This window comes from Sorangium sp. So ce117, assembly GCF_051524395.1.
GTDB lineage: Bacteria > Myxococcota_A > Polyangia > Polyangiales > Polyangiaceae > Sorangium > Sorangium cellulosum_B.
The window spans coordinates 7,762,054-7,783,825 of record NZ_CP150309.1; the positions used below are offsets into that span (position 1 = coordinate 7,762,054).

Annotated in this window: 21 protein-coding genes; 15 read left to right on the forward strand and 6 right to left on the reverse strand. The window is 70.7% G+C overall.

The window, feature by feature from the left end; translation table 11 throughout:
• Positions 1-28 precede the first annotated feature (28 nt).
• On the forward strand, positions 29-1,078 hold the full coding sequence (locus WMF46_RS28955; RefSeq protein WP_437980163.1) for an iron-containing alcohol dehydrogenase family protein: 1,050 nt from the start codon (positions 29-31) through the stop codon (positions 1,076-1,078).
• Positions 1,079-1,092: 14 nt separating this feature from the next.
• Here the strand turns inward: WMF46_RS28955 and WMF46_RS28960 are convergent, their stop codons facing one another.
• Positions 1,093-2,205, reverse strand: a complete 1,113-nt coding sequence (locus tag WMF46_RS28960; protein ID WP_437980164.1) for a DUF3500 domain-containing protein — start codon at positions 2,203-2,205, stop codon at positions 1,093-1,095.
• Between the two features lie 191 nt (positions 2,206-2,396).
• The gene (locus WMF46_RS28965; protein WP_437980165.1) at positions 2,397-3,050 is read right to left on the reverse strand and encodes a TetR/AcrR family transcriptional regulator; all 654 of its coding nucleotides are present in this window, start codon (positions 3,048-3,050) and stop codon (positions 2,397-2,399) included.
• Between the two features lie 285 nt (positions 3,051-3,335).
• Here WMF46_RS28965 and WMF46_RS28970 point away from each other — a divergent pair, with 285 nt between their 5' ends.
• The 7 genes from WMF46_RS28970 to WMF46_RS29000 all read left to right on the forward strand — a co-directional run bounded on the left by WMF46_RS28970 (position 3,336) and on the right by WMF46_RS29000 (position 10,320).
• Positions 3,336-3,956, forward strand: coding sequence for an ABC transporter permease (locus WMF46_RS28970; RefSeq protein WP_437980166.1), 621 nt, complete (start codon positions 3,336-3,338; stop codon positions 3,954-3,956).
• Positions 3,957-4,414: 458 nt separating this feature from the next.
• Positions 4,415-5,392 carry a phosphotransferase family protein gene (locus WMF46_RS28975; RefSeq protein ID WP_437980167.1) on the forward strand — a complete coding sequence of 326 codons (978 nt, stop codon included), beginning with the start codon at positions 4,415-4,417 and terminating at the stop codon, positions 5,390-5,392.
• Between the two features lie 6 nt (positions 5,393-5,398).
• The gene (locus WMF46_RS28980) at positions 5,399-6,763 is read left to right on the forward strand and encodes an MATE family efflux transporter (protein WP_437980168.1); all 1,365 of its coding nucleotides are present in this window, start codon (positions 5,399-5,401) and stop codon (positions 6,761-6,763) included.
• Positions 6,764-6,969: 206 nt separating this feature from the next.
• Positions 6,970-7,593 carry a glutathione S-transferase family protein gene (locus WMF46_RS28985; RefSeq protein ID WP_437980169.1) on the forward strand — a complete coding sequence of 208 codons (624 nt, stop codon included), beginning with the start codon at positions 6,970-6,972 and terminating at the stop codon, positions 7,591-7,593.
• 190 nt (positions 7,594-7,783) lie between these two features.
• The gene (xseA, locus tag WMF46_RS28990; RefSeq protein WP_437980170.1) at positions 7,784-9,427 is read left to right on the forward strand and encodes an exodeoxyribonuclease VII large subunit; all 1,644 of its coding nucleotides are present in this window, start codon (positions 7,784-7,786) and stop codon (positions 9,425-9,427) included.
• A gap of 4 nt (positions 9,428-9,431) precedes the next feature.
• Positions 9,432-9,749, forward strand: coding sequence for an exodeoxyribonuclease VII small subunit (xseB, locus tag WMF46_RS28995; RefSeq protein WP_437739857.1), 318 nt, complete (start codon positions 9,432-9,434; stop codon positions 9,747-9,749).
• Positions 9,750-9,768: 19 nt separating this feature from the next.
• Positions 9,769-10,320, forward strand: a complete 552-nt coding sequence (locus tag WMF46_RS29000; RefSeq protein ID WP_437980171.1) for a tyrosine-protein phosphatase — start codon at positions 9,769-9,771, stop codon at positions 10,318-10,320.
• A gap of 173 nt (positions 10,321-10,493) precedes the next feature.
• Here the strand turns inward: WMF46_RS29000 and WMF46_RS29005 are convergent, their stop codons facing one another.
• Complete coding sequence (locus WMF46_RS29005) at positions 10,494-12,044, reverse strand: outer membrane protein assembly factor BamB family protein (protein WP_437980172.1); 1,551 nt, start codon at positions 12,042-12,044, stop codon at positions 10,494-10,496.
• Positions 12,045-12,135: 91 nt separating this feature from the next.
• Positions 12,136-12,519 (reverse strand): hypothetical protein, encoded by a 384-nt coding sequence (locus WMF46_RS29010; protein ID WP_437980173.1) that lies wholly within the window; start codon positions 12,517-12,519, stop codon positions 12,136-12,138.
• Positions 12,520-12,526: 7 nt separating this feature from the next.
• Between WMF46_RS29010 and WMF46_RS29015 the strand changes: the two genes are divergently transcribed.
• From WMF46_RS29015 to WMF46_RS29035, 5 genes are all read left to right on the forward strand, one after another.
• Positions 12,527-13,282, forward strand: a complete 756-nt coding sequence (locus WMF46_RS29015; protein WP_437980174.1) for a hypothetical protein — start codon at positions 12,527-12,529, stop codon at positions 13,280-13,282.
• The gene (locus WMF46_RS29020; protein ID WP_437980175.1) at positions 13,279-15,474 is read left to right on the forward strand and encodes a hypothetical protein; all 2,196 of its coding nucleotides are present in this window, start codon (positions 13,279-13,281) and stop codon (positions 15,472-15,474) included. The genes WMF46_RS29015 and WMF46_RS29020 overlap by 4 nt, the downstream gene beginning before the upstream one ends.
• Positions 15,471-18,011, forward strand: a complete 2,541-nt coding sequence (locus WMF46_RS29025) for a helicase HerA-like domain-containing protein (RefSeq protein WP_437980176.1) — start codon at positions 15,471-15,473, stop codon at positions 18,009-18,011. Before WMF46_RS29020 ends, WMF46_RS29025 begins: the two co-directional genes overlap by 4 nt.
• Before the next feature lie 79 nt (positions 18,012-18,090).
• Positions 18,091-18,456: a tetratricopeptide repeat protein gene (locus WMF46_RS29030; protein ID WP_437980177.1), complete on the forward strand. Its 366-nt coding sequence runs from the start codon at positions 18,091-18,093 to the stop codon at positions 18,454-18,456.
• Between the two features lie 239 nt (positions 18,457-18,695).
• The gene (locus tag WMF46_RS29035; RefSeq protein WP_437980178.1) at positions 18,696-19,187 is read left to right on the forward strand and encodes a hypothetical protein; all 492 of its coding nucleotides are present in this window, start codon (positions 18,696-18,698) and stop codon (positions 19,185-19,187) included.
• Positions 19,188-19,244: 57 nt separating this feature from the next.
• Here WMF46_RS29035 and WMF46_RS29040 read toward each other — a convergent pair whose 3' ends face one another.
• Entirely contained in the window at positions 19,245-19,928 is a 684-nt protein-coding gene (locus tag WMF46_RS29040) for a DUF2278 family protein (RefSeq protein ID WP_437980179.1), read from the reverse strand.
• Between the two features lie 359 nt (positions 19,929-20,287).
• Here WMF46_RS29040 and WMF46_RS29045 point away from each other — a divergent pair, with 359 nt between their 5' ends.
• On the forward strand, positions 20,288-20,659 hold the full coding sequence (locus WMF46_RS29045; protein WP_437980180.1) for a hypothetical protein: 372 nt from the start codon (positions 20,288-20,290) through the stop codon (positions 20,657-20,659).
• Complete coding sequence (locus WMF46_RS29050; protein WP_437980181.1) at positions 20,656-21,192, forward strand: hypothetical protein; 537 nt, start codon at positions 20,656-20,658, stop codon at positions 21,190-21,192. Before WMF46_RS29045 ends, WMF46_RS29050 begins: the two co-directional genes overlap by 4 nt.
• Before the next feature lie 53 nt (positions 21,193-21,245).
• Here the strand turns inward: WMF46_RS29050 and WMF46_RS29055 are convergent, their stop codons facing one another.
• A complete protein-coding gene (locus tag WMF46_RS29055; RefSeq protein WP_437980182.1) occupies positions 21,246-21,599 on the reverse strand; it encodes a DUF1428 domain-containing protein in 354 nt (117 codons plus the stop codon).
• Between the last annotated feature and the right edge of the window lie 173 nt (positions 21,600-21,772).

The window sequence follows — 21,772 nt, forward strand, 5'->3', positions numbered from 1 at the left end:
CCGCGGCGGCGGGCCTAGGAGACCGCGCATGCCCGCAGCCACCCAGATCGGCATCCCCACGCTGGTGCGCATCAAGCCCGGGGCGCTCCCGCGCAGCGGGCTCTACCTCGCGCGGGCGGCGCGCCGCCACGTCCTGCTGCTCGCGAGCGCGGGGACGCCGGCCGCCATCGAGGCGGCGATGCGCGAGGGCCTGGACGCGCAGGCGATCGAGGTCGTGGCCCGGCGCGAGGTCGCCTCGGCCAGCGTCGAGGAGGCCTCGGCGCTCCTGCCCGCGCTCCCCGCGCGCTGCGACGCGATCGTCGGGCTCGGCGGCGGCCGCGCCCTCGACACGGCCAAATACCTCGCGTCCCTCGCCCGGCTGCCGTTCCTCGCCGTGCCCACCTCGCTCTCGAACGACGGCTTCTGCAGCCCTTCGGCGAGCCTCACGGTGGACGGCAGGCGCCGCTCGCTTCCGTGCGCGGTGCCGTTCGGCGTGGTTGTCGACACCGAGGTCTGCCTGCGCGCGCCGGAGGTCCTGTGGCTCTCCGGCGTGGGCGATCTCGCGGCCAAGGTCACCGCGGTCCACGACTGGAAGCTCGCGTTCCACGCGCGCGGCGAGCCGGTCAACGACTTCGCCGCCCTGCTCTCGGACGCGACCGTGTTCCAGTTCATGGCGCGCCCCCGGCGCGACCTCGAGGGCATGCGCCTGCTCGCGACGGCGCTCATGCTGAACGGCATCGCCATGGAGATCGCCGGGTCGTCCCGGCCGGCGAGCGGCAGCGAGCACCTCATCTCGCACGCGCTCGACCAGACCTCCAGCCGGCCGCGGCTCCACGGGCTGCAGGTCGGCACGGCCGCCTACGTGGTCAGCCAGCTCCAGGGGCGGGACACGGACCTCATCGCCGCCGTCCTCGACGCGACGTGCTTCTGGGATGTGATCCGGGCAGACCCGTTCTCGCTCGACGAGTGGATCGAGGCGGTCCGCGTCGCGCCGGAGATCAAGCCCGGCTACTACACCGTCCTCTCCTCCCGCGACTGCGTATCCGAGGTCGAGGCGATCCTCCGGACCGATCCGCGCCTGAAGGGGTGCTTCGCCTGACCCGCCAGCCGCGCTCAGTCCGCGCCGTGGCCCTCCCGGAGGTGCCGCGCCAGCAGGCTGTCGCCGAAGTCGTCCTGGAGGTCGCGGAACACGGTGTGGATGTGATCGCCGCCGCGGTTGTCGTACTCGATGAGGTGGGTGGGGCCGTGGATCCGGTAGTAATGCGACTGCTTCGGCGCGGCGCCGCCCGCCCAGGCGAAGTGCAGGCGCTCCACGCCGGCGCGCGCGATGCGGTCGAGGTGCCCGTCGGCGACGTCGGCGGGGAAGTTGCGGGCATAGACCTCCAGGAGGCGCAGCAGCGCGGCGCGCTGGGCCGGGGTCATCTCGGCGGCGGGCAGGCCGTCGAAGCTCGCCAGCGCGGCCCGACGGGAGGCCTCGGTCACGAGGTCGGGCGGCGCCGCGGGGGCGATCACGGCGCGCTGACGCTGCGCGGGGGTGAGGGAGGCCAGGAACGCGCGGCCGAGATCCTCCTCGGCCGCGAGCACGCGCAGGCCCTTCCGGGGACCCGAGGGCACCTCGGCCGGGTTGGCGCCCAGGAACGCCGGGGTGGTGGCCACGCCGCCTCCTGCAGCGGTGAAGTTGAGCGAGACGTGGTGTCCCTCGAAGCGAAAGCCCCACGGGGCCTGGGGCCCGGGCTGGCCGAAGAGGGCGAGGTGGTAACGGCCCGGGTCGCGGAATGCGGGGTTGCCCTCGATGCCCCCGAGGATGCCCTCGAGCAGCAGGACGCCCTCGAGCTTGCGGTAGCCCTCCGGGCCAAGGCCGGCCCGGAGCAGCGCGTGCGCCGCGCTGCGCTCGCCGCCGTCCATGTCGCCGATCGCGAGGCCGGCGCGGCGGCGCGGGACGTAATGCCAGTCCTCGCGCTCGCCGCTCTGGAACGCGAGCAGCGCCCGGCCGCGCGCCTCGCCGTCGAGGCCGTCCAGGAAGGCGCGCGCGGAGGCCGCGATCGCCTCGGCCGTGGCGCGTCCCGCAGCGCCGCCGGGCGGAGGCGCGGCGCCCGGAGGCCCCGCGGGCGCCGGAGGCTCGGGCGGGGCGGGCAGGGCGCCCTGCCCGGCGGCCTGCTGTGCCGGCGCGGGCGGGCTGCCCGGCGCGGCGGCGGGCTCGCCGGCCGGGCCTTCCTGGGTTCGCATGCTGTTGCACGAGGTCGTCGTCACGAGCGCGAGCAGGATCGCGATCCACGAGCGAGGCCCGGAAGGGCGGGCGCGGCGCGGCTGGAGCGCGCGCGGGGCCGCACCGGCCCGCGCGATCGTGCCGTCACCGGGGCTGGCGAGGCGATGTCCCGCTGATCGAGGTGTTGCGCTCACGTCTGCCGGTGCGCGGCTCAGGGATTGAGGTGCGCAAGCGCGGTGATGATGCGTTCGGCGGTGTCGGCGGGCCAGGGAAAGACGCGGCTCACGGCACGTTGGTGTGCGAACCCGTGCAGGCCGAACCACAGCGCGATCGCGTCGGCGACCGGGTCGGCGCTTCTGGAATGCCCGGCGGCGACGCAGCCGCCGAGGGCGTCGACGAGGATTTGCAGGGCTTCCCGGCCGAGCGTGGTCAGGTCCCGCTCGGTCACGGAACTGTCGCCCAGGGTGGGCATCCAGAGGCCACCGAACATGGTGCGGTAGCGCTCTGGATGACTCCGGGAAAACTCCAGATAGGCGTTGCAAGCGGCGTACAGCCGATCTCGTGGATCGTCGCCGGCCTCTTCCACGGCGCTGCGCAGCCTGCTCTCCAGCTCGGCGAAGGCCTGCTGCACGACGGCCAGCATGATGGCCGGCTGGTCGGGGAAGTGGGGGTAGATCGAGGGGGCGGCGATCCCGACCCGGCGGGCTACCGATCGCAACGTGATGGCGCGTTCGTCGCCGGCCTCGTCCAGCAGCTCGACCGCCGCAGCCACGATGTCGGCGCGCAGGCGGGCGCCCTCTCCGCGGCGGTTGCGGCCGCGGGCCGGTTTCTGTGCGGCCGATGCCGCCGTTCCGCTGTCTCCCATGGCGTCACCTTACACCCCAAAGCTTATCGCCGTTAGCCCTCGCAAGCTCGAGCTAACGTAATAGAAATCACATCTATAAGCAGGTTGCCGCGCGGCCTGCAGGTCCGCGTCCGCGAGCTTCCGGCGCCCGCCAGGCGCCGGGGCGCTTTTTGTGGCCGGCGTCAGTTGACAAGCGTTAGGTGACGATCATAAGGTTACACACGTAAGGCAACGCCGATGGCGTCTCCTGCTTCCTTTCACACCCCACGTTCTCGGCTCGCACCCATGACCCGGAGGTTTCCCGCCATGTTCACCGCCACCGCCACCGCCGACGCCGTCATCGCGCTTCCCTCGGGCGAGGTCGACAACCGCGCGACCTACATCAGCTTCGGGCTCGCCTACGTTCTTGGCCACGGCGCCGCCGCGATCTCCAAGGGAGCCAGCCCCCTTCTCCCGTTGCCCGGCTGGGTGCCCATGATGCTCCTGGGAGCGGGGCTCGCGGTCGGCACCGTCTACGCCACCGTCGCCGCCACCCGCGCCCAGCGCGGCGTGAGCGAGTCCGACGCCCTGTCCGGCAAGTTGCTCGGCGCTTCCTGGCTCAGCGCCTTCACCGCGCTGTTCCTCGCCATCACCGGCCTGGCGTACACCCTCGACATGCCCGACCTGCAGCCCGTGCTCTGGCCCACCGGCTCCGGCCTCATCGTCGGCCTGATCTATGTCAGCGAAGGCGCCGCCCGCCGCAACCTGCTGCACTACGGCCTCGGCACCTGGCTCGCCCTGATCTCCACCGCAGCGCTCTTCCTCGGCACTCCTGGCATCTTCTGGGTCCTCGCCATCGCCGGCGGCGGCGGCTATGCCGTCGCCACCGTCCTCGAGCGCCGTCGCCTGACCGCGCGCGCGAGGCACGCGCTGACCCACCCGGGATGAAGCGGAAGGTGGTGTGATCGAGCGTCGGCGCCGCCCCCCGCGAGCTCGCGGGCGCGGCGGCTCGCGCCGGTCGACCCGGTCTTGCGCGCCTCGACGCATGGGCCGCAGTACATGCGCTCGCGCTGCTCCACGTGCCAATGGCTGGCGCAGGCAAGATGGATTGAAGGGCATCGTGTCAATTCCAGACGGCCCGCCTGCGACCATCCCGAGCGCGGGGCGCCTCGGTGCGCATGGCGAGCCTCCCGCGACTGCAGCTCTCCTCGGGATCGTAGGTCGGCATGGGGCGCAGGATAACACGATAACCCGCGTGAGCCCCCGCCGGCCACGCCGGCGACTTCAGCCCCCTCTCGCTCCAGGCCGCGGCACACTCCAGGCCGCGACTTGACAGCTTCCCTGGATCCAGCACAATGGACGCCATTTCGCTCATCCCAAGGGCCGCCAATCGACGAAGGAAGACCGTGGAGAGCAAGACCAAGAACACGAAGACACGCCCGCAGATCGCGGCCATGGCCGCCAGGGCCTTCGGCGGCATGGCGCTCGCGGACGGCGAAGGCGCCGTGGTCGAGCTGAAAGACGGCTGGTTCAACGCGGCTTACAACATCCGGCTCGCCGATGGCCGGGAGGTCATCCTCAAGATCGCGCCGCCGAGAGGCGCGGAGGTCATGTTCTACGAAAAGAACATCATGGCCACCGAGGTCGCCGCCATGCGCCTGGTCCGGCGAAACCCGGCCATCCCGGTGCCCCAGATCTACCATTTCGACGACACCCGCGACCTGTGCGACTCGGACTACTTCTTCATGGAGAAGATCGCCGCGGACAACCTCGAGCACGTGAAAGCGAGCCTCTCCCCCGAGACGCAGGCGTCCATCGACCTGCACATCGGCGAGATCGTCCGGGCGATCAACGGCTTCACCGGCACCTATTTTGGTTACGATGGGAACCCGGACCTGCGCGCGAGCACCTGGCGCGAGGCGTTCACCAGGATCATGGAGTCGGTGCTGGAAGACGGCGCCCGGAAAGGCGTGGCGTACGACCAGGGCTACGACGAGATCCGCGCCGCCGTCCTCAGGCACGCCCCCGCGCTGGAGGAGGTCACCACGCCCTGCCTCGTCCACTGGGACGTCTGGAACCCCAATGTCTTCGTCAAGGAAGGCAAGGTCGCCGGCATCATCGACTTCGAGAGGGCGCTCTGGGCCGATCCCTTGATGGAGGCCCAGTTCCGGCTGCTCTCCGCCGAGGGCATCACAAGCTGCATGCGCGGCTACGGCAAGACCTCCTTCACCTTCGAGGAAGAACGAAGATGCCGCCTGTACTCGCTGCACCTCGCCCTGGTCATGAACACGGAGTGTTACTACCGCAACTACGACACCGATTCCGTCCTCAACCTCTCCAGGCAGTGGATGGGCGAACACATGGCCTGGCTGAGCGCGAACTGAACGCTCATGGGCGAGAGCTCCAGGGTTGAAAAGCTGGGGACCGAGCGGGTCGGGAAGCTGCTGCTGGAGATGTCTTCCCAGACCACGTTCTCGCTGCTGGTCTTTACCGTCTACAGCCTCACGGACATCTACTTTCTCTCCGTGGGCGTCAACGCGCTGGCCGCAGCCGCGGCCTCGATCATCTCGCCGGTCCAGATCGCCCTCGGCGCCGTCGCCACGACCGTCGGGGCCGGCGGCGCCTCGGTGGTCTCCAGGGCGCTCGGCGAGCAGGACCTGGAGAAGGCCTCCCGGACGGTGGCAAGCACCTTCCTGATCTTCTGGACGGCGGCGATCACCATCACGGTCCTGGGCTCGGTCTTCATCGAGCCGATCGTGTATCTGCTCGGGGCCACCGCCAGCATCGCCCCCTATGCCATCGAGTACGGGCGGATCATCTTCCTCGGCGCCATCGCCGGAACCGGCTACTCGGCCATCGTCAGGGCGGATGGCAACGCCGGGTACTCGACCGCGATGTGGATCATCCCGATCTGCGTCAACATCGTCCTGTGCTGGCTCTTCATCCTCGTCCTGCAGATGGGCGTCTCCGGCGCCGCCCTGGCGACGGTCTGTTGCCAGGCCACCTCGGCCGGCATGGGCCTCCACTTCTTCTTTTTCAGGAAGAACCGCTCCTACCGGATCAAGGCGTCTTATTTCAAGCCGGACTGGCCCATCATCATCGAGGTGGTGAAGATCGGGTCCCCCTCGCTCATCAAGAACGCCAGCGTCAGCCTGATCGCCATCGTCACCAACAACCTGCTCCGGCGGATCGGCGGCGACAGCGCGCTGAGCGTGTTCGCGATCGTGAGCCGGCTCTACTCCGGGATGCTCGCGCCGCTGACCGGCATCGTCCAGGGGATGCAGCCGCTGGTGGGGTACAACTTCGGCCAGAAGAAGCTCGAGCGGGTGCGGGAGGCCATCCGGCTCTCCCTTGGCGCCTCGGTCGCCTATGGATCGCTCGTCTGCGGCGTCTGCCTGGTGATGCCGGCCGCGCTGATCGCTTTGCTGTCCAGGGAGAGCGCGATCATCGCTGAAGGGCAGACCGCGTTGCGGCTGCTGGCGCTCTCTTACCCCCTGACCGGCGTGGCCATGGTCACGGCGGCCTCGTTTCAGTCGGTCGGCCGTGCCAGGGAGGCGCTGCTGCTCACCCTCGGGGGCATCCTGCTGGTCAAGCTGCCGGTGCTGCTGCTGGCCTCCCGCCTGTTCTCCCTGACCGGGATCTGGGCCTCCGAGGCGATCTCGGAGCTGATTCTTTGCATCGTCGCCTTCCTCCTTCTGAAGAATGCCCACGCTGGTTCTGGGCATGGCATGGCAAGAGCGCCTGACGCGGGCTGAGCCTGCCTCCAGACCGCCGAAAACCGGCGCAGAGGCCGTCTGCGTACCGCGAATGTGTCCATTGACACTCGTCGCGCGGTGCGGCTATACACTCGGCCATTCGCCTGCTGGCCGACTCCGTTCGTCTCGAAACACAGCAGGTCCGGACGTAAGTAAACAGAAGCAACGATACCAGCCGCAGCGCGCGGCTGAGGAGGGAGGCATCGATGAAGCTCTATGAGTTCGCTCCTACCCGCTCGATCCGTGTGCGCTGGGCGCTCCAGGAGCTCGGCGTGGATTTCGAGACCGTCCAGGTCAACCTCCGGGCCGGCGAGAATCGCCGCCCTGAGTTCCTCAAGCTCAACCCAGCCGGCAAGCTCCCCGTGCTCGTCGACGGCGACCTCGTGCTCACCGAGTCCGTTGCCATCGTGCTCTACCTGGCCGAGAAGTACCCCGAGAAGGGCCTGCTCCCGGCAGACCCCAGGGAGCGGGCCAAGGTCAACCAATGGCTGCTGTTCGCGGCGACCGAGCTGGAGCAGCCGCTGTGGCGCATCGCGCGTCACAAGTTTCTGTATCCGGAGGACAAACGCCAGCCTGGCGACATCCCCGTCGCCCGCGAGGACTTCAAGGCCATGGCCGCCGTGCTGGAGAAGCACATGGATCAGCGGCAGTTCGTCGTCGGCGACCGCCTGACGGTCGCCGATCTCGTGATGGCCTACACCCTCGACTGGGCCAACGAGGCCGATCTCCTGGGCGACTTCCCGCAGCTTCGGTCCTACATGGACCGGATGTACGCGCGCCCTCACGCGGCCCCGCGCATCGCCCAGGCGTTCGCCAGCCTCAACGCTTGAGGGGCAGGTGGCTGGAGGAGCTCTCGCCCTCCAGGCCGAGGGCCTGCTCGCCGCCGCCGTGGCGCAGCGCGCGCTCGGCCGCCACGCAGCGCGCGCTCGGCGACCGCGCGCCCCGGCAGGTCGGCCGGGAGATCCTCCGCGATGCCCGTGCGCGACCCGCGATGCCCGCCCGCGATGATAGAGTGGCGCGATGAGCCGCCGCGTCAGCAGCGACGGGACCGGGAGCCTCCAGATCCACTTCGCCTTCGATCGCAGGCTGGTGGAGGTCGTGAAGTCGCTCCCGTCCCGCCGCTGGAATCCCGAACAGAAGACCTGGCGCGTCCCGGAGACGCACGTGGTCGCGGTGGTGGAGGTGCTGCTCGCCGAGGGGTTCGGCTTCTGCGAGGTGACGCAGCGCCTCTACCGGGAACGCGGCGGGGCCCTCGCCCTCGACGAAGGGGGCGTCACGCCGATCCCCGCCGTGGAGCCGGCCCGAGCCGATGAGCCACGCAACGGGGACGCGCGGCCGAGGCCAGCGGTGGCCGCGTCCGACTTCACCGTCTCGAAGCTCAACGGACAGGTCCGCGCCGCGCTCGAGGCGGCGTTTCCAGCCTCGATCTGGCTGGTAGGCGAGGTCTGCGGGTACAACCGGGCCGCCCACAAGAGCATCGTCGGCTTCGAGCTCGTCGAGCGCGACGCCCTCGGGAAGGAGATCGCCCAGGTCAAGGCGACCCTCTTCGAGAGCGCGCGCGCCGAGATCGAGCGGCGCCTCGCCGCGGCGGGCAACCCGTTCCAGATCGAGGACGAGATCCAGATCCGCGTGCGCGGGCGCGTGGAGCTCTACGTCCCCTGGGGCTCGTACCGGTTCCTGATCGAGGACCTCGACGTGGGCTACACGCTCGGCGAGGCCGCCCGGCGGAGAGAGGAGATCGTGCGCCGACTCGCCGAGGAAGGGCTGCTCGATCGGAACCGCTCCCTGCCCTTCCCCGCCCTTCCCCTCCGCGTGGGCCTCATGACCAGCCTGGGCTCGGACGCCTACAACGACGTGCTCGGCACATTCAGGGAGTCAGGCTTCGCGTTCCGCGTCGTGGCGCACGGGGTCCGCGTCCAGGGGCGGCAGACGGAGCCGTCGGTCCTGAACGCCCTCGACTACTTCCGGGCGCGCGCCGCGGAGCTCGACGTGCTGCTGATCTGCCGCGGCGGCGGCTCGCGCACCGACCTCGCCTGGTTCGACTCGGAGCCGATCGCCCGCGCCGTCGCCACATTCCCGCTCCCCGTGGTCGTCGGCATCGGCCATGAGCGAGACATCTCGGCGCTCGATTTCGTGGGCTTTCGCGAGAAGACCCCGACCGCCGCGGCCGCGATGCTCGTCAAACGCGTCTCGGACGCGCGGGATGAGGTCGAGTCGTCGCTCCTGAGCATCCTCGACCAGGGCCGGCGGGTCCTCCGGTCGGCCTCGTCGGATCTCACCCGCCGGGCGACCCGGGTCCCGCGCTCCGCGTCGCTGCTCATCGCGCGCCGCGCGGGCCAGCTCCAGGAGGCGGTCCGCCAGCTTCGCCAGGGGGCGAGGCGCGATCTCGACGCCGCCTCGCATCGGGTCGACGAGGTGGCCTCGCTCCTCGGGCCGCGCTCGTCCCGGAGGCTGGCGCTCGAATCCGAGCGCCTCGAGTCGCGCGAACGGCGCCTGCGCCTCCTCGACCCGAGGCGCGTCGTGGAGCGGGGATATGCGATCCTGCGCACGACGGAAGGGGCGGTGCTCACCGACGCGGCGCGCGCGCCCCAGGGGACGACGCTCATCGCCGAGCTGAAGCGGGGCGTGCTGCGGCTTCGCTCGGACGGATCGGAGGAGACATAGGGTCATGGCAAAGCCGAAGCGCGGGACGAAGGAGCTGTCCGACGGGGACACGGCAAGCCCGCAGCGCGCCACGAAAGAGGTCTCGTATGGCGAGGCGTCGTCGCGCCTCGAGGAGATCTTGCAGAACATCGAGGAAGGTCAGGTCGACATCGACGCGCTCTCCGCGCTCGTGAAGGAGGCCGCGGATCTGGTGACGCTCTGCCGCCAGAAGATCCATGCCGCGGAGATCCAGGTGCAGACGATCACCGAGCAGCTCGAGCGCGAGGCGCCGGTGACCACGGACGCGGACGACGAAGACGAGGACGACGAAGACGACGAGTAGGCGGGCGAAGGCGATCCGTATGAGCGCGACGTTCCGGCCCGCCAACTACCGGGATGTCGGCGAGATGCTCGGGCTCTGGCTCGACGTCTCGCCGATCCCTGCCGGCCGCCTGCTCCGCGGCGGGCGATTCGACGTCATGACAACGTCGAGCGATCTCGGTTTTCCCGGGACGATACTGAACCTCCGGCGCGGCGCCGATCCTGGTCACCTCACGGGAATCAAGGTTGTCCACGTCGCCGCGGAGGACGACATCGAGAACTACGACACGCGGCAGCGACGGGTGAGGAGCTGGATCGGAAAGGCTCTTTCCTCGCTCGCGGCCCCCGCCCTCCCCTGGCCTGTCTACGTCCACTGCACGTCGGGGAGAGACCGGACCGGGGTCGTCATCGCGGCGGCCCTGCTGGCGATCGACGTGCCGCGGCAGGTCGTCGCGGAGGAGTACATGCTCAGCGACGGCGCCGACCGCATCGCCATCGATCGGGCCATCGAGGGCATCCTGGAGTGGCTGCCGTCCGCCGAGGTCGACAGGGCAAGGCTGCGGGGCGCGCTGAGCTCGGGCGGAGGCAGCTGAGCCGCCGACACGCAGGGGTTTCCGATCGGACCATCGAGGCGACCCAGGTCACCCAGGTTGAGGTCGCGCCGGATCGGCGCGCGGGTCGCTGGGGCGGCGCGTGGGGACGGCCACCGGCGCCCGCGCCTGGCACAACGGCACGGCCGGGCGCCGGCGTCCGGCGGCGGGCAGCGCTACGGCACGTCGAACGCGAAGAGCGTGTTGCCCGGCGTGCCGATGCCGAAGCTCTCGTAGCCGCTCCCCCAGAACACCGTACCGCGCACCACCGCCGGCCCTGCATTGACCGAGCCGTCGGCCGGATGGCTCCAGAGGACGTCGCCCGTCGCGGCGTCGAGCGCGTGGACGTCGCCGCTCATCGAGCCGCCGTAGACCACGCCGTTCGCGACCGTCAGCGGCCCCCTGGTCTGCGCGCCCGGCGTGGGATCGGGCGTCTGCCACAGGATGTCGCCCGTGGCGGTGTCGAGCGCGCTCCACGAACCCCAGTTGATGACCTCCCCGGAGGGCTGCAGCGTGTATTCGACCTGGCCGTTGTTGCCGATCGGCACGTAAATCCGGTTCTGGTCGACGGCGACTCCCCACATGATGCCGCCCAGCTCCCCGCCGGGACCGACCAGCGTGCTCCACACCACGCTGCCGTCGTCCCGATCGAGCGCCCAGAAGATACCGCTCTTCTGGCCGGCGCCGACCAGATCGCGGCGCTCCGCCCCGTGGCCGGCCGTGAAGAGCGTGGCGCCCGTGCCGAAGTCGTAATCCGGGCCCGCCGGATCGGGGCACCAGTCGCCGCCGAAGTAGCAGGCTCCCGTCCAGGCGTCGAAGCCCTGGAGCCGCCGCGCCCACTTCAGCGCGCCGGTGCGGAGGTCGAGCGCGAGGATGGCGTCGATATAGTCGTCCGGCGCAAGGCAGGCCTCGGCGGCGACGGCGTCGTCGCCGGCGGCCTCCACGCACGCGGAGACGGACGGCGGCACGGTGTAGTTGTTGCCGGTGGTCACGTACAGCGTGCGGCGCTTGAGGTCGATCGCGGGCGCGCCGCCCCACACGGCGCCGCCGGTGTAGCCGGCGGGCACCGTGTAGCGCTTCCAGAGCACCGCCCCGGTCCCCGCGTCGAGCGCGACCACACTGCCGCGGAAGCTGCAGCACGGATAGGCGTTGTCCGCCGCGAAGAGCTCCTCGCGCGAGGAGACACCCACGTACACGCGGCCGCCATGCACGACGGGAGACTGCGTGATGATCGCCGCGGGGTGCGTGTCGAGCTGCCTCTTCCACAGGAGCGCCCCGGTGCGCGTGTCCACGGCGATCATGTGCGCGCCGGCGAGGGTGCCGAGGAACATCGTGTGGCCGTGGAGCGCGGGGGTCGTGCGCGAGACGGCGCCAGCCGTGCCCGTGAGGGCGGCGATCGTGCGCGTCCAGATGGGGTGCCCGGTCCTGGCGTCGAGCTTGTACAGCTTGCCGCCCCCGTCCGGAAAGTAGACAGCGCCGTGGTCGACGGCCGGCGTCGCGGGGACGATGCCGGTCGTGGTGAAGGCCCACTTCACGGCGAGCGATGCGACGTTCGATGGCCCGAGGTGGTGCTCGTCGCGCGCGTAATGCGTGTTGGCCAGATCGTAGCCATAGACGGTCCAGCGCCCGGCGCCCGTGCCCATGGCCGTGCTCCCCAGGACGACATTGAGCAAGGCAAGACATAGGGCGGCCCCGATCGCGGACCGGACCCAGAAGATGCGCTTCATGGTGCTCCTCCCGGGGCATCGAGGTGAGCGGCGATCGGTTACCCGACACGCCAGTTCCGTCGCCTCTGCAGCACGAGGCCCCGAGTCTACGTCACGCGGAATCGAGCTGGGCGTCAATCGGAGAGAGCAAGGCCGCGCGGAGCCCCTTCCCATGGCCGGATACCGGGGTAATCTCGGCTCCTCGGAGGTGGGCCACGAACCGGAACAGCGCATCGAGTCCGCGCTCGCGGGCGACGACAACGAAGACCACTGCAGCGAGGAAGAGCAGCGCCGGGGAGCCGAAGAAGTCCGCCGCGCCGCGCAAGGCCGCCGCGCCGAAGGCTCCCGCGAGGCAGAAGGGCGCGGCGCGCAAGAAGAAGGAGCCGCCGCCCTCGCCGGTGCCGAAGCTCCTCGGCGTCCTGGAATCCCAGAGGCAGCTCGGCGGCGCGTCGTACCCGCCGACGCTCGAGCGGCTGACGGAGCTGACGGGTGACACGCTCGCTGTGACGAGCAAGGAGCTGACGACCAAGGAGGCGAAGGGGCGCGTGCTGCTCTCCCGCGCCGCGGGAGGCAAAAAGAAGCCAGCCCCCGGCGCCACGCTGGTGCTGCTCGCGGAGGACCTGGAGGCGATCGCGCAGTCCGATCGGCTCCTGGAGGTGCAGCTGCAGTCGGCGCGGAAACCCGAGGTTCCCGCTGTCGACCTGGCGCAGCTCCCCAAGGGCCTCCTTCCCGCCCTGGGCCGCGCGTTCAAGGCGGCGCTCGCTCAGCGCATCGTCGATCGCCGGCTCCCCCGCACCATCGGCGCCTTGCTCGGGAAGAAGCCGCTGCTCTTCTTCCTCGCAGACGCCGTCCTCCCGGCCGCCGGCGCGCCGGCGCGGCCCGCCGCGATCGCGACCGACGGCGCCGCCCGCCCCACGGCCGCCGACGGCCCCGGCAGCTCGGCCCCCGTCACCTCGGCCCAGAGCGGCCCCGGCGCGCCGGCCATCTCCTTCGTCGATCGCTTCGACGCCGCCTTCTCCTCGCTCGACCGCGCCTCCGGCCGCCTCAACTACGTCACGCTCCACGCGCTCCGCGCCGCGCTGCCGGACATCCCGCGCGACACCTTCGACACGGAGCTCGCAGCGCTCCGGCGGCAGCGGCGCTACTCGCTCGACCCGTCCGACGGCCGCCACCACCAGATGGCCGAGGCGGAGCGCGACGCAGGCATCATGGAGGCCGGGAACCTGCTCGTCTACGTGGCGCGGAGGGACGACGCATGAGCGAGGAGCCGACGTTCGAGCGCTTCCTGGCGGCGGTCCGGGGCACCAACCCGTTCCGCAGCCACCGCATCACCGACGTCGGGGGCGGCGAGGCCACGGTCGAGTCGATCCACAAGAGCGCCTTCACCAAGCTCGTGCGCGTCGTGCAGGACGCCGCGAAGGAGCCGATCAGCATCGGCGCGCTGCTCATCGGCGCGCCCGGGGTCGGCAAGAGCCACCTGCTCGCGCGGCTGTTCCAGTGGGCCGGGGAAGACAGGGCAACTGTCGTCTACCTGCACAACATCCTCGCGTCGCCCGAGCGGATGCTCCGGTACGTGCTCAACGCGACCGTCAGCGATCTCGCGGGGCACCGCGGCAGCGACTACACGCAGTCGCGCCTCTACACCGTCCTCAACCGCGCCCTCATCCGGACAGGCGCGCTCAAGGGCCGCAAGATGATGACGGGGCCCAAGGAGATCGAGGCGCGCAAGGAGGCGCTGGCCCGGCTCGGCGCCAAGATCGACCCGCAGAGCGCCGTCATCCCCGTGCTCAACGCGTTCCTCACCGGGACGTCGCACGCGAGCCTCGGCGACGCCGGCGCCGAGAAGCGCGCCCAGGCGGCGGTGCTCTGGCTCTCGGGCGAGACGCTCGGGCCCGACGAGGCGCGCCTGCTCGACCAGGCGGCCGGGGACGACGGCCTCGCCCTCGCGGACGACGCCGCGGTCGAACGCGTCCTCCACGTCCTCGCGCACCTGTGCGCCCTCGCCGAGCTCCCGCTCGTGCTCTGCCTCGACCAGATCGACAACCTCGACGCCGAGGCCGTGCGCGCCCTGATGTCGTACGCGCACGCGCTGCTCGACCGGGCGAGGCACCTGGTCGTGATCGTCTCGGGCGTGAAGCAGTCGATGCTCTCCCTGCGCACCGGGGAGGTGATCCCGGCGGCCGCGTGGGACCGCATCGCCGAGCGGATCCTCGAGCTGCACATGGTCTCGCCGGAGGAGGCCCGCGCCATCCTCGAGGGGCGGCTCGACGCCGCGCTCTCCGGCTTCGAGGAGAAGGAGATCGAGGAGGTCATCGCCGCGCGCAAGCGCGATCGGCTCTTCCCGCTCGGCAGCGCGTGGCTCGAGCGGCGCCTCGACGGCGTGCAGGAGCTCCGGCCACGGGACGCGATCCTCTGGGCGCGCGACCGCTGGGAGGCGCAGCAGGATCGGCTCGCGGCCGTCGGCGGCAAGCGCTGGCTGAAGGAGTGGCCCGGTCCCGAGGACGGGCCGAAGCCGCCGCCGGTGAAGCTGGAGGACGTCATCGACGCCGAGGTGAAGAAGAAGCTCGTCGAGGGCACGACCCGCCGCCGGCTGCAGCAGGCGTCGCTGCCGCCCGACGAGGACAACCTCGCGAGCCTGACCCACCACCTGCTCGCCAGGTGCGCCGGCAAGGGCGCCTCGACGCTCCTGAGCGTCGAGCACGCCACCGCGAAGAAGCGCGGCAAGGCCGCCCCGGCGCACCACCTCGTGGCCAAGGAGAAGCGCGCGGATGGCGTCATCGTGACCACCGGCGTGACGTTCCTCTGCGCGCCGAGCGGGCACGGCGCGCGGCTGCCGCTCCAGCGCATGGTCGAGGACACGAAGCACACCGACAAGCGCATCCTGGTCACCGACGAGGAGCGCCGGCCGCTGCGGCTCGGCGGCGCCGGCAAGGCCGCGTACGACGCGCTCTGCAAGCTGGGCCGCCAGCGCTTCCTCCACCTCCACCTCGACTTCGCCGGGCACGCGGAGCTCGACTCGCTTGTGGGGCTCCTCGGCGCCGCGAGGAGCCATGATCTCGAGATCGAGCACCCCCGCGGGCAGTACCGCAAGGTGACCGAGGCCGAGGTGCTGGCGTCCTTCGAGCGCCAGAGCCTCCTGCTCGCGCACCCGCTGCTGCGCGAGCTGCTCACCGAGGAGATCGTGAAGGGCGGCGGGGACTCGACGCCGCCCCCGGCGTGGGATCCGCAGCAGACGCGGGAGCACATCATGGCCGAGCTGTCGTGGCGCCTGGGCCTGATGGCGAAGGAGCTCGCGCAAATCTTCGCGAGCCGCAAGAAGCTGCACGAGAAGCGCTTCCCGGAGGTGTGGTCGCACATCAAGAAGACGGCGCAGGCGCTCCATGACGAGGGCCACGTCCACGCGACAGCGACCGACGACGACCTCTTCGTCCAGCTGCGAGGCAAGAAATGAGGCTCGTGCACGTCAACGTGACCCAGCTCCGCGTCGCGGCGACGTGCCCGAGGCTGCACTGGTTCGACGCGCGCGCCACGGCCGAGCGGCAGGACGGGCGGACCGTCGTGAGCCGCATCTGGCGCAAGGGCGGGGAGGCGCCGGGCTGCGGCGCGCTGTTCCACACGGCGGTGGAGCGCTTCAACGCCGCCGCGGCGAGCTCGGACGAGGTGCTGGCGGCGCTGGAGGCCGCCGGCGACGCCCCGGGCCTCCAGCAGGCGCTGATGCGCTGGTTCAACGCCTCCTGCCTGAACCTCGACGCGCTCGCGGCGCGCCCGGTGCCGCTGCGGCTGGGCTTCATCTCGGCCGTCCAGCTCTACATGGAGGAGCTCGCGCGGCTCGCGGCGCACGCGAGGGCCGCCGGCCTGCCCGCGGCGGAGCTCCGAACGCAGCTCTTCGGGGACTCGCGCAAGCGGGTCGACGTGACGTTCCACGTGGGGGAGGACGTCCACGTCCACGTGACCGGGGCGATCGACTACGTGTACTTCGATCCGCGGCTCGGGAAGCACCGCATCGTCGACTACAAGCTCACGCCGGCGACCTCCCCGAACAGCGATCTCTTCCAGATCTTCACGTACGCGCTGATGCATCACCACCAGCACGGCACCCGGCCGGACGTGGCGGTGTTCTACCTGCACCCCACGCGCAGCGTGCGCGAGGCGCGCTGGGAGGAGATCGAGGCGAAGCGCGGCAAGGTCCACGAGCTCATCGCCAGCATGGTGGCCTGGTCCGACCACGCGGTGGGCGCGGGCGGGCTCCCGCCGCCGGGCGACCGCGCGTACTGCGGCGGCTGCAAACACGAGCGCTCCGGGGCGTGCGTCGCGCAGCTCGGCCACAAGGACGTGGGCGCGTGGGACAGGCGCTGGACGGCGCTCGAGGCCACGCGCGGCGGCGGAGCGCCGGAGGAGAGCGAGCGCGCGGCCGCCAGCGCGCCGGCGGCGGACGAGCCGATGGTGGAGGACGATCCCGAGCTCGACGAGGCGCTGGCGGTCGTGAAGCCTGCCGTCGAGCGCCCGAAGCCGGCGCCGACACCAGCACGGGGCCGCGGGCGAAAGGCGCCCGCGGAGGCGCCGCCGGGCGGTGCCAGGCCCGCGGAGGCGCCGCCAGGCGGTGCCAGGCCCGCGGAGGCGCCGCCAGGCGGTGAGCGCCCGACCCCCGCGGCGCTCGACGCGGGAGCGAGGCCGCCCGAGGCCCGCACCGCGAGCGTCACCGGCATGCTCCTCGGCTTCGACGACGGCGGCTCGCCCGTCTGCGTGGACCCTGCGGTGCTCCGGACGCACGTCTCGGTCGTCGGCGCGGCGGGGAGCGGCAAGACGTGGATGGCCAAGGTCATCGCGGAGGAGGCGCTGCGCGCCGGTGTCCCCGTCGTCGCGATCGACCCCCAAGGCGATCTCGTCCAGATGATGGAAGCGCGCCCGCCGTCCGACGTGCCGGCAGAGCTGCACCGCGCGTGGGAGGAGCTCCGGGAGCGCATGGAACCGCGCATCCTCACGCCCGGGTCCTCGCACGGCCTGCGGCTCTGCCTCGACCCCCTGCGGCTCCCGAGCGCGGGCGAGCTCTCGCACATCGCGAACCCCGCGCTCCGCGCCGAGGAGGAGGAGGGCTTGCTCGTGGCGGTGGCGGCCAACCTCGTCAGCCTGTGCGCGTGCGGCGGCGAGGAGGAGTCGCAGCGCACGTTCCTCTACCAGGTGCTGCGGCACCTGCCGCGCGCGGCGCCTGTCCGGCTGAGGGACATCGTGGCCGCCGTCACCGCCCCGGAAGACCTGGGCATCGACGACGTCGACAGCCTGATCCGCAAGTCCGAGCGAGAGCGGCTCGCGCGAAAGCTCAACACGTTCGTGCAGGGGCCGTCCGCGCGGCTCTTCTCGGGGGGGACGCGCCTCGACTTCACCGAGCTGCTCCGGCCCTCGAAGCCGGGGCGCGTGCCGCTCAACGTCGTTTACCTGAACGCGCTCAGCAACGACGATGAGAAACACTTCTTCCTCGCGGCCCTCGCGACGGAGCTGTACCGATGGATGATCACGACCGTGGACGCGACCTCCGGCGGCGTGAACCTGCTCTTCTACATCGACGAGGCGCGCGACTGGATCCCGGCCGGCGGCAGCAAGCCGCCCGCCAAGCAGCCGCTCATCCGGCTCTTCACCCAGGGCCGGAAGTACGGCGTCGGCTGCTTGCTGTGCACCCAGAGCCCTCGATCGGTGGACTACAACGTGTTCGGCAACACGAGCACGAAGCTCATCGGGCGGCTCGAGGCGGCCCAGGACGTGGAGCGCGTGATCGACTGGTTCACCGTCGAGGGCGGGGCCCCTCCCTGGGTCGCCGCGCGCAAGGGGGCGCCGAAGGGGAGCTTCGTCGCGCGCTGGCCCGACATGCCCGCGGAGCTCGCGGGCCGCGCGTTCAAGGGGAGAACGCTCTTCACGCGCCACGCCGGTGCGTGGTCGCCCGACCGCGTGGAGCGGGCCGTCACCGAGGCGGGGCTCCGTGGCACAGGCGGGTGAGGCGGCGAGCGCGGGCGGGGTCGAGGCCTCCTCACCAGCAAGGCGCTCCCCGGGATCGAGGTAGGCACGACGGTGGTGCATGGACCTGGATAACCCCGTCATTCGACTCTGCGCGGAGGGCACCCGGGCGGAGTTCGAAGGCAGGAAAGAAGATGCCCGGGAGCTCTATCGTCAGGCGTGGGCTGTCTGCAAGGACGACTACGACGCCTGCGTGGCGGCGCATTACGTCGCACGGTTTCAGGACACGCCGGAGGAGGCGATGTCGTGGAATCGAGAGGCGCTCGTTCGCGCAAGGAAGGTCGACGATGAACGTGTCCAGAGCTTCTACCCTTCGTTGTATGTGAACCTCGGCCGCTCCCACGAGCTGCTTGGCAACCGAGAGGAGGCCGAGCACTTCTACCGGCTCGCGGCCGAGCTCGGCCTCGAGCATCAGCCGGACGAGTAGGGGTCGCGACATCCCCAGAAAGCCCGCGACACCAGGTGCTTCCCATGAAGAGCGCGCTTGAAAGAAGGCGGCGGTTTCCTCTGGTGCTGTTCGCGGCGCTCTACGGGTGCCAAAGAGCCCCCACACAATCGAACGAGATCTCACCCGCGAGCGCGACGGCCCCCGCCAGCGGCGCGAGCGCTCCGGCAAACTCGCACGCTCCACCGGTCGCTGGCCAGGCCGCGCCCTCGAAGGCCGAGGTGGCCGAACGACTGGCCGGCATCGGCCCGGGCGAGGAGCGTGAAATCGGCGCAGGCGTCTTCATGGTGATGCACAGAGTCCAGGCCACCGAACCGCTCGGAGATGGCTGGCACCTCGCGCGCTCGACGGAAGGCGCCTTCTCCGTGGAGTTGCCGCTCCCGTTCAACGACTTTCGAACCCGCGCCGGGGCGACCGACGACGTGGAGCTGCGCACGCACACGGTCGGCGGAAAGACGCCCGGACGGCTCGCCTTCAGCGCGAGCTGCATGGCGCGGCGAGATGGAAAGCTCGGGCCGGAGAGGCGCGCGCCCGGCGGTGACAGGCTCGAGGTGAAGGGGACGCCGCCGGCGGCACATCAGCGGACCGTGGACTTCGAGGACATGACCTGCTTCCTCATCGTCGAAGCCCAGGGCCCGGATCCACTGCCGCCCGAGGCCGATCGGCTGCGCTTCCTCCAGTCGCTCAAGCGGACGGGAAAGCCTGTCTGGTGAGGCTTCCCCGGGCTGGCTGCGCCTGCGGTCGACCGTCTTCGCTCGCGGACCACCTCTTCACACGGGATGCCCATCCTGGTCAGTCTGGTCCGACTGGCTGGAGAACTTATTGAGAAACGCGACGAGACCGCCGCTGGGCACTTCGACGACCGTCGCCCCGTCTTGCCAGACGCCGTTCTCCTGCGCCCATTGGCTATTGATGGGGTCACCTTGATTCTGATGAATATTGTGGACCCCGAAGCCGTTCGTGTACGGCTCGCCGAAGACCCAGATCCGCTGACCGACCGAGAGCAGCGCCTCGAGAGCCTCTGCCGCCTGCACGTTGTTGCCAGCCTCCCAGGGGGGCACGACGCGGCGGAGCAAGCTATTCAACCACTCGACAAATGGCGACGGGCGCATGACGAAGACACAGCCTGGATTGGCGCGAAATCGACCGTCCCGCAAGTAGTCGAGGACCTTTCCATCAGGCGCGCCAGGGCCCGGAACGTTGCCCGCGCGAAGCAGATGAAACCCGCTGCCCAGACCGGTGATGGCCGTCCATTCCGACGGTCGAAGGACCACCGTTTTCCACTGGACCCCGATGTTGCTCTGCTTGCTGTCGACGTCCACGGCACATTGATAACTGTGCCCTACCGCAGATACGGAGAGCTTGACGTGGAACCACCGCCCCTGGTTATCAGGCTTGTCCCGTTCGAAGCCCGCGAGCGTTCCCGCCAGTACACCGTAACCGTCGTTCAGCATGCTCCACCTCTCCCGACGAATTTGGCTGGTTCCAGCTGCTGTCCCATGACTCGGGCGTATCCTTCTGAGGAACCGGGTCGCTCTCGCGCAACGTCGAGGGCCGCGCCAGAATTCACCAAAACGCGCACGGAAGCAAGATCTCCGCCCGATGTTCTCCGCTCTTCCGTCGTGCTCGCGAGCGGTGCAGGGCCGCAAACGGCAGGACAAGCGCGCGGCCACCGGTCGTTCGATGAGGGCTTTGAGGAGCGTCCTCGGGGGTTGAGTAACGGCCAATGTCCCCACCGCCCCCCGTACTCAGGGGGTTGGTCTGTCGAAGTTCACGCTTGCCCGGGCACACGCGGCGTGCCTTGATCGAGCCCATGACGACGGGGTTCTTCGAGGCGCGTGGCTTTCGTTTCCGGCTCGATCGCGAGGGCGCCGAGGTGAGCGGGACGCCGACGCGCGCGGTCCAGGCCACCATCGAGCCCGAGGAGGCGAGCCTCGACGGTGACGAGCCGCTGGCCGAGCTCCTGGGCCGCCGGCTGTCGGCGCTGCTCGGCGCGCCGGTGAGCGACGAGGAGGGGATCTTCGACCTGGCGGTCGAGCGCGAAGGGGCCGTTGTCGCGGCCGTACAGCTCTCGTGCGGCGAGGACGACGAGGACGTGCTCGAGCTGCTCGGCGAGCGGTCGTCCTCGCTCCCGGTGCGCGCGCTTGTCGAGGCGCTTGTCGAGGCGCTGCGGGGCCCCGGATGACGGCGCGCGCGGCGGGCCAGCACGCCGTGTCGGCTGAGGTGAAGCCGATCGAGGACGGGTTCCTCGTTCCGCCCGGCCATCCTGGGGCGGGTGAGGTCACGCCGAGCCGCTTCGTCATGCTGCCGGTCCCTGGCGTCGAGCACAGCCCTCAGTACTTTCGCTACAGCGCCGCGCTCCAGGGCGACCCCCGAGCCTCCGAGCTCTTCGTCCTGATCGCCACCCCTGGAGGTGATCCGTCAGCCGCCCCTGGAGCGCTCCCCCACCTCGAGCGCGCATTCCCGTCCGCGACTGTCGCTCTGCTGCTCGATGCTCGTACCGGCTGGGCTCGCGCCAGCATCTCTGCGCTCAAGGATGCAGGCCGCAAGGAGCTCGCCGCCGGCTGCGTGGCCGCCGTCCTCGCCGGTGCGAGCTGGGACGAGTCCGACCCCATCCTCGTGGAGCTGGACGAGGCGCACTTTGCCGTGAGCCTCGTCCACCACGTTGACCTCTGGGATGCGGTCATCGATACCTACCCCATCGACACCCCGCCGTGACCGGCCCGGGGCCCGCCTGATTGGGCGCGGGCTCGAGGACCGCAGCCAGCCGGTCAGACGTCGACGAGGACGTCGAACCCGCCGTAGATCATCCGCTTTGCGTCGAAGGGTGAGTTCTCGTTGTTCATCTGCATGCGCGGGTCCTCCATCACCTTCTTGTTGCCCTCGTCCCGCACCTCCTTCGAGGGCCAGACGATCCACGAGAAGACGACGACCTCGCCTTCCTCCGCCTTCACCGCGCCCTTGAAGTCGGTGATCTTGCCGTCGGGCACGTCGTCGCCCCAGCACTCGACGACGCGGATCGCCCCGTGCTCCTTGAACACCGCCGCGGCCTTCTCGGCCAGATCGCGATAAGCCTGCTTCTTGCCCGCGGGCACGGGCACAACGAAACCGTCGACGTAGCTCATCGTTGTTCTCCTCTCGTTCGGCCCCGTTCCAAACAGACCGCCGCCGCGACCCGCGCGGCGGCGCGCCGACCAGCTCGGGGGTCGGGGTGATGCCCCACGCGATCGACGAAGGCAACTTCGCTGCAAGGCCACCGGGCGGCCGCGCGCGAGGGCTCACGGCGCTCGATCGGGCC

What these genes read in the sequence shown, in the direction of transcription:
- WMF46_RS28955 (WP_437980163.1), top strand. Translation starts at nt 29, where the DNA reads ATGCCCGCAGCCACCCAGATCGGCATCCCCACGCTGGTGCGCATCAAG.
- WMF46_RS28960 (WP_437980164.1), bottom strand. Translation starts at nt 2,205, where the DNA reads ATGCGAACCCAGGAAGGCCCGGCCGGCGAGCCCGCCGCCGCGCCGGGC.
- WMF46_RS28965 (WP_437980165.1), bottom strand. Translation starts at nt 3,050, where the DNA reads ATGGGAGACAGCGGAACGGCGGCATCGGCCGCACAGAAACCGGCCCGC.
- WMF46_RS28970 (WP_437980166.1), top strand. Translation starts at nt 3,336, where the DNA reads ATGTTCACCGCCACCGCCACCGCCGACGCCGTCATCGCGCTTCCCTCG.
- WMF46_RS28980 (WP_437980168.1), top strand. Translation starts at nt 5,399, where the DNA reads ATGGGCGAGAGCTCCAGGGTTGAAAAGCTGGGGACCGAGCGGGTCGGG.
- WMF46_RS28985 (WP_437980169.1), top strand. Translation starts at nt 6,970, where the DNA reads ATGAAGCTCTATGAGTTCGCTCCTACCCGCTCGATCCGTGTGCGCTGG.
- xseA (WP_437980170.1), top strand. Translation starts at nt 7,784, where the DNA reads ATGAGCCGCCGCGTCAGCAGCGACGGGACCGGGAGCCTCCAGATCCAC.
- xseB (WP_437739857.1), top strand. Translation starts at nt 9,432, where the DNA reads ATGGCAAAGCCGAAGCGCGGGACGAAGGAGCTGTCCGACGGGGACACG.
- WMF46_RS29000 (WP_437980171.1), top strand. Translation starts at nt 9,769, where the DNA reads ATGAGCGCGACGTTCCGGCCCGCCAACTACCGGGATGTCGGCGAGATG.
- WMF46_RS29005 (WP_437980172.1), bottom strand. Translation starts at nt 12,044, where the DNA reads ATGAAGCGCATCTTCTGGGTCCGGTCCGCGATCGGGGCCGCCCTATGT.
- WMF46_RS29020 (WP_437980175.1), top strand. Translation starts at nt 13,279, where the DNA reads ATGAGCGAGGAGCCGACGTTCGAGCGCTTCCTGGCGGCGGTCCGGGGC.
- WMF46_RS29025 (WP_437980176.1), top strand. Translation starts at nt 15,471, where the DNA reads ATGAGGCTCGTGCACGTCAACGTGACCCAGCTCCGCGTCGCGGCGACG.
- WMF46_RS29030 (WP_437980177.1), top strand. Translation starts at nt 18,091, where the DNA reads ATGGACCTGGATAACCCCGTCATTCGACTCTGCGCGGAGGGCACCCGG.
- WMF46_RS29040 (WP_437980179.1), bottom strand. Translation starts at nt 19,928, where the DNA reads ATGCTGAACGACGGTTACGGTGTACTGGCGGGAACGCTCGCGGGCTTC.
- WMF46_RS29045 (WP_437980180.1), top strand. Translation starts at nt 20,288, where the DNA reads ATGACGACGGGGTTCTTCGAGGCGCGTGGCTTTCGTTTCCGGCTCGAT.
- WMF46_RS29050 (WP_437980181.1), top strand. Translation starts at nt 20,656, where the DNA reads ATGACGGCGCGCGCGGCGGGCCAGCACGCCGTGTCGGCTGAGGTGAAG.
- WMF46_RS29055 (WP_437980182.1), bottom strand. Translation starts at nt 21,599, where the DNA reads ATGAGCTACGTCGACGGTTTCGTTGTGCCCGTGCCCGCGGGCAAGAAG.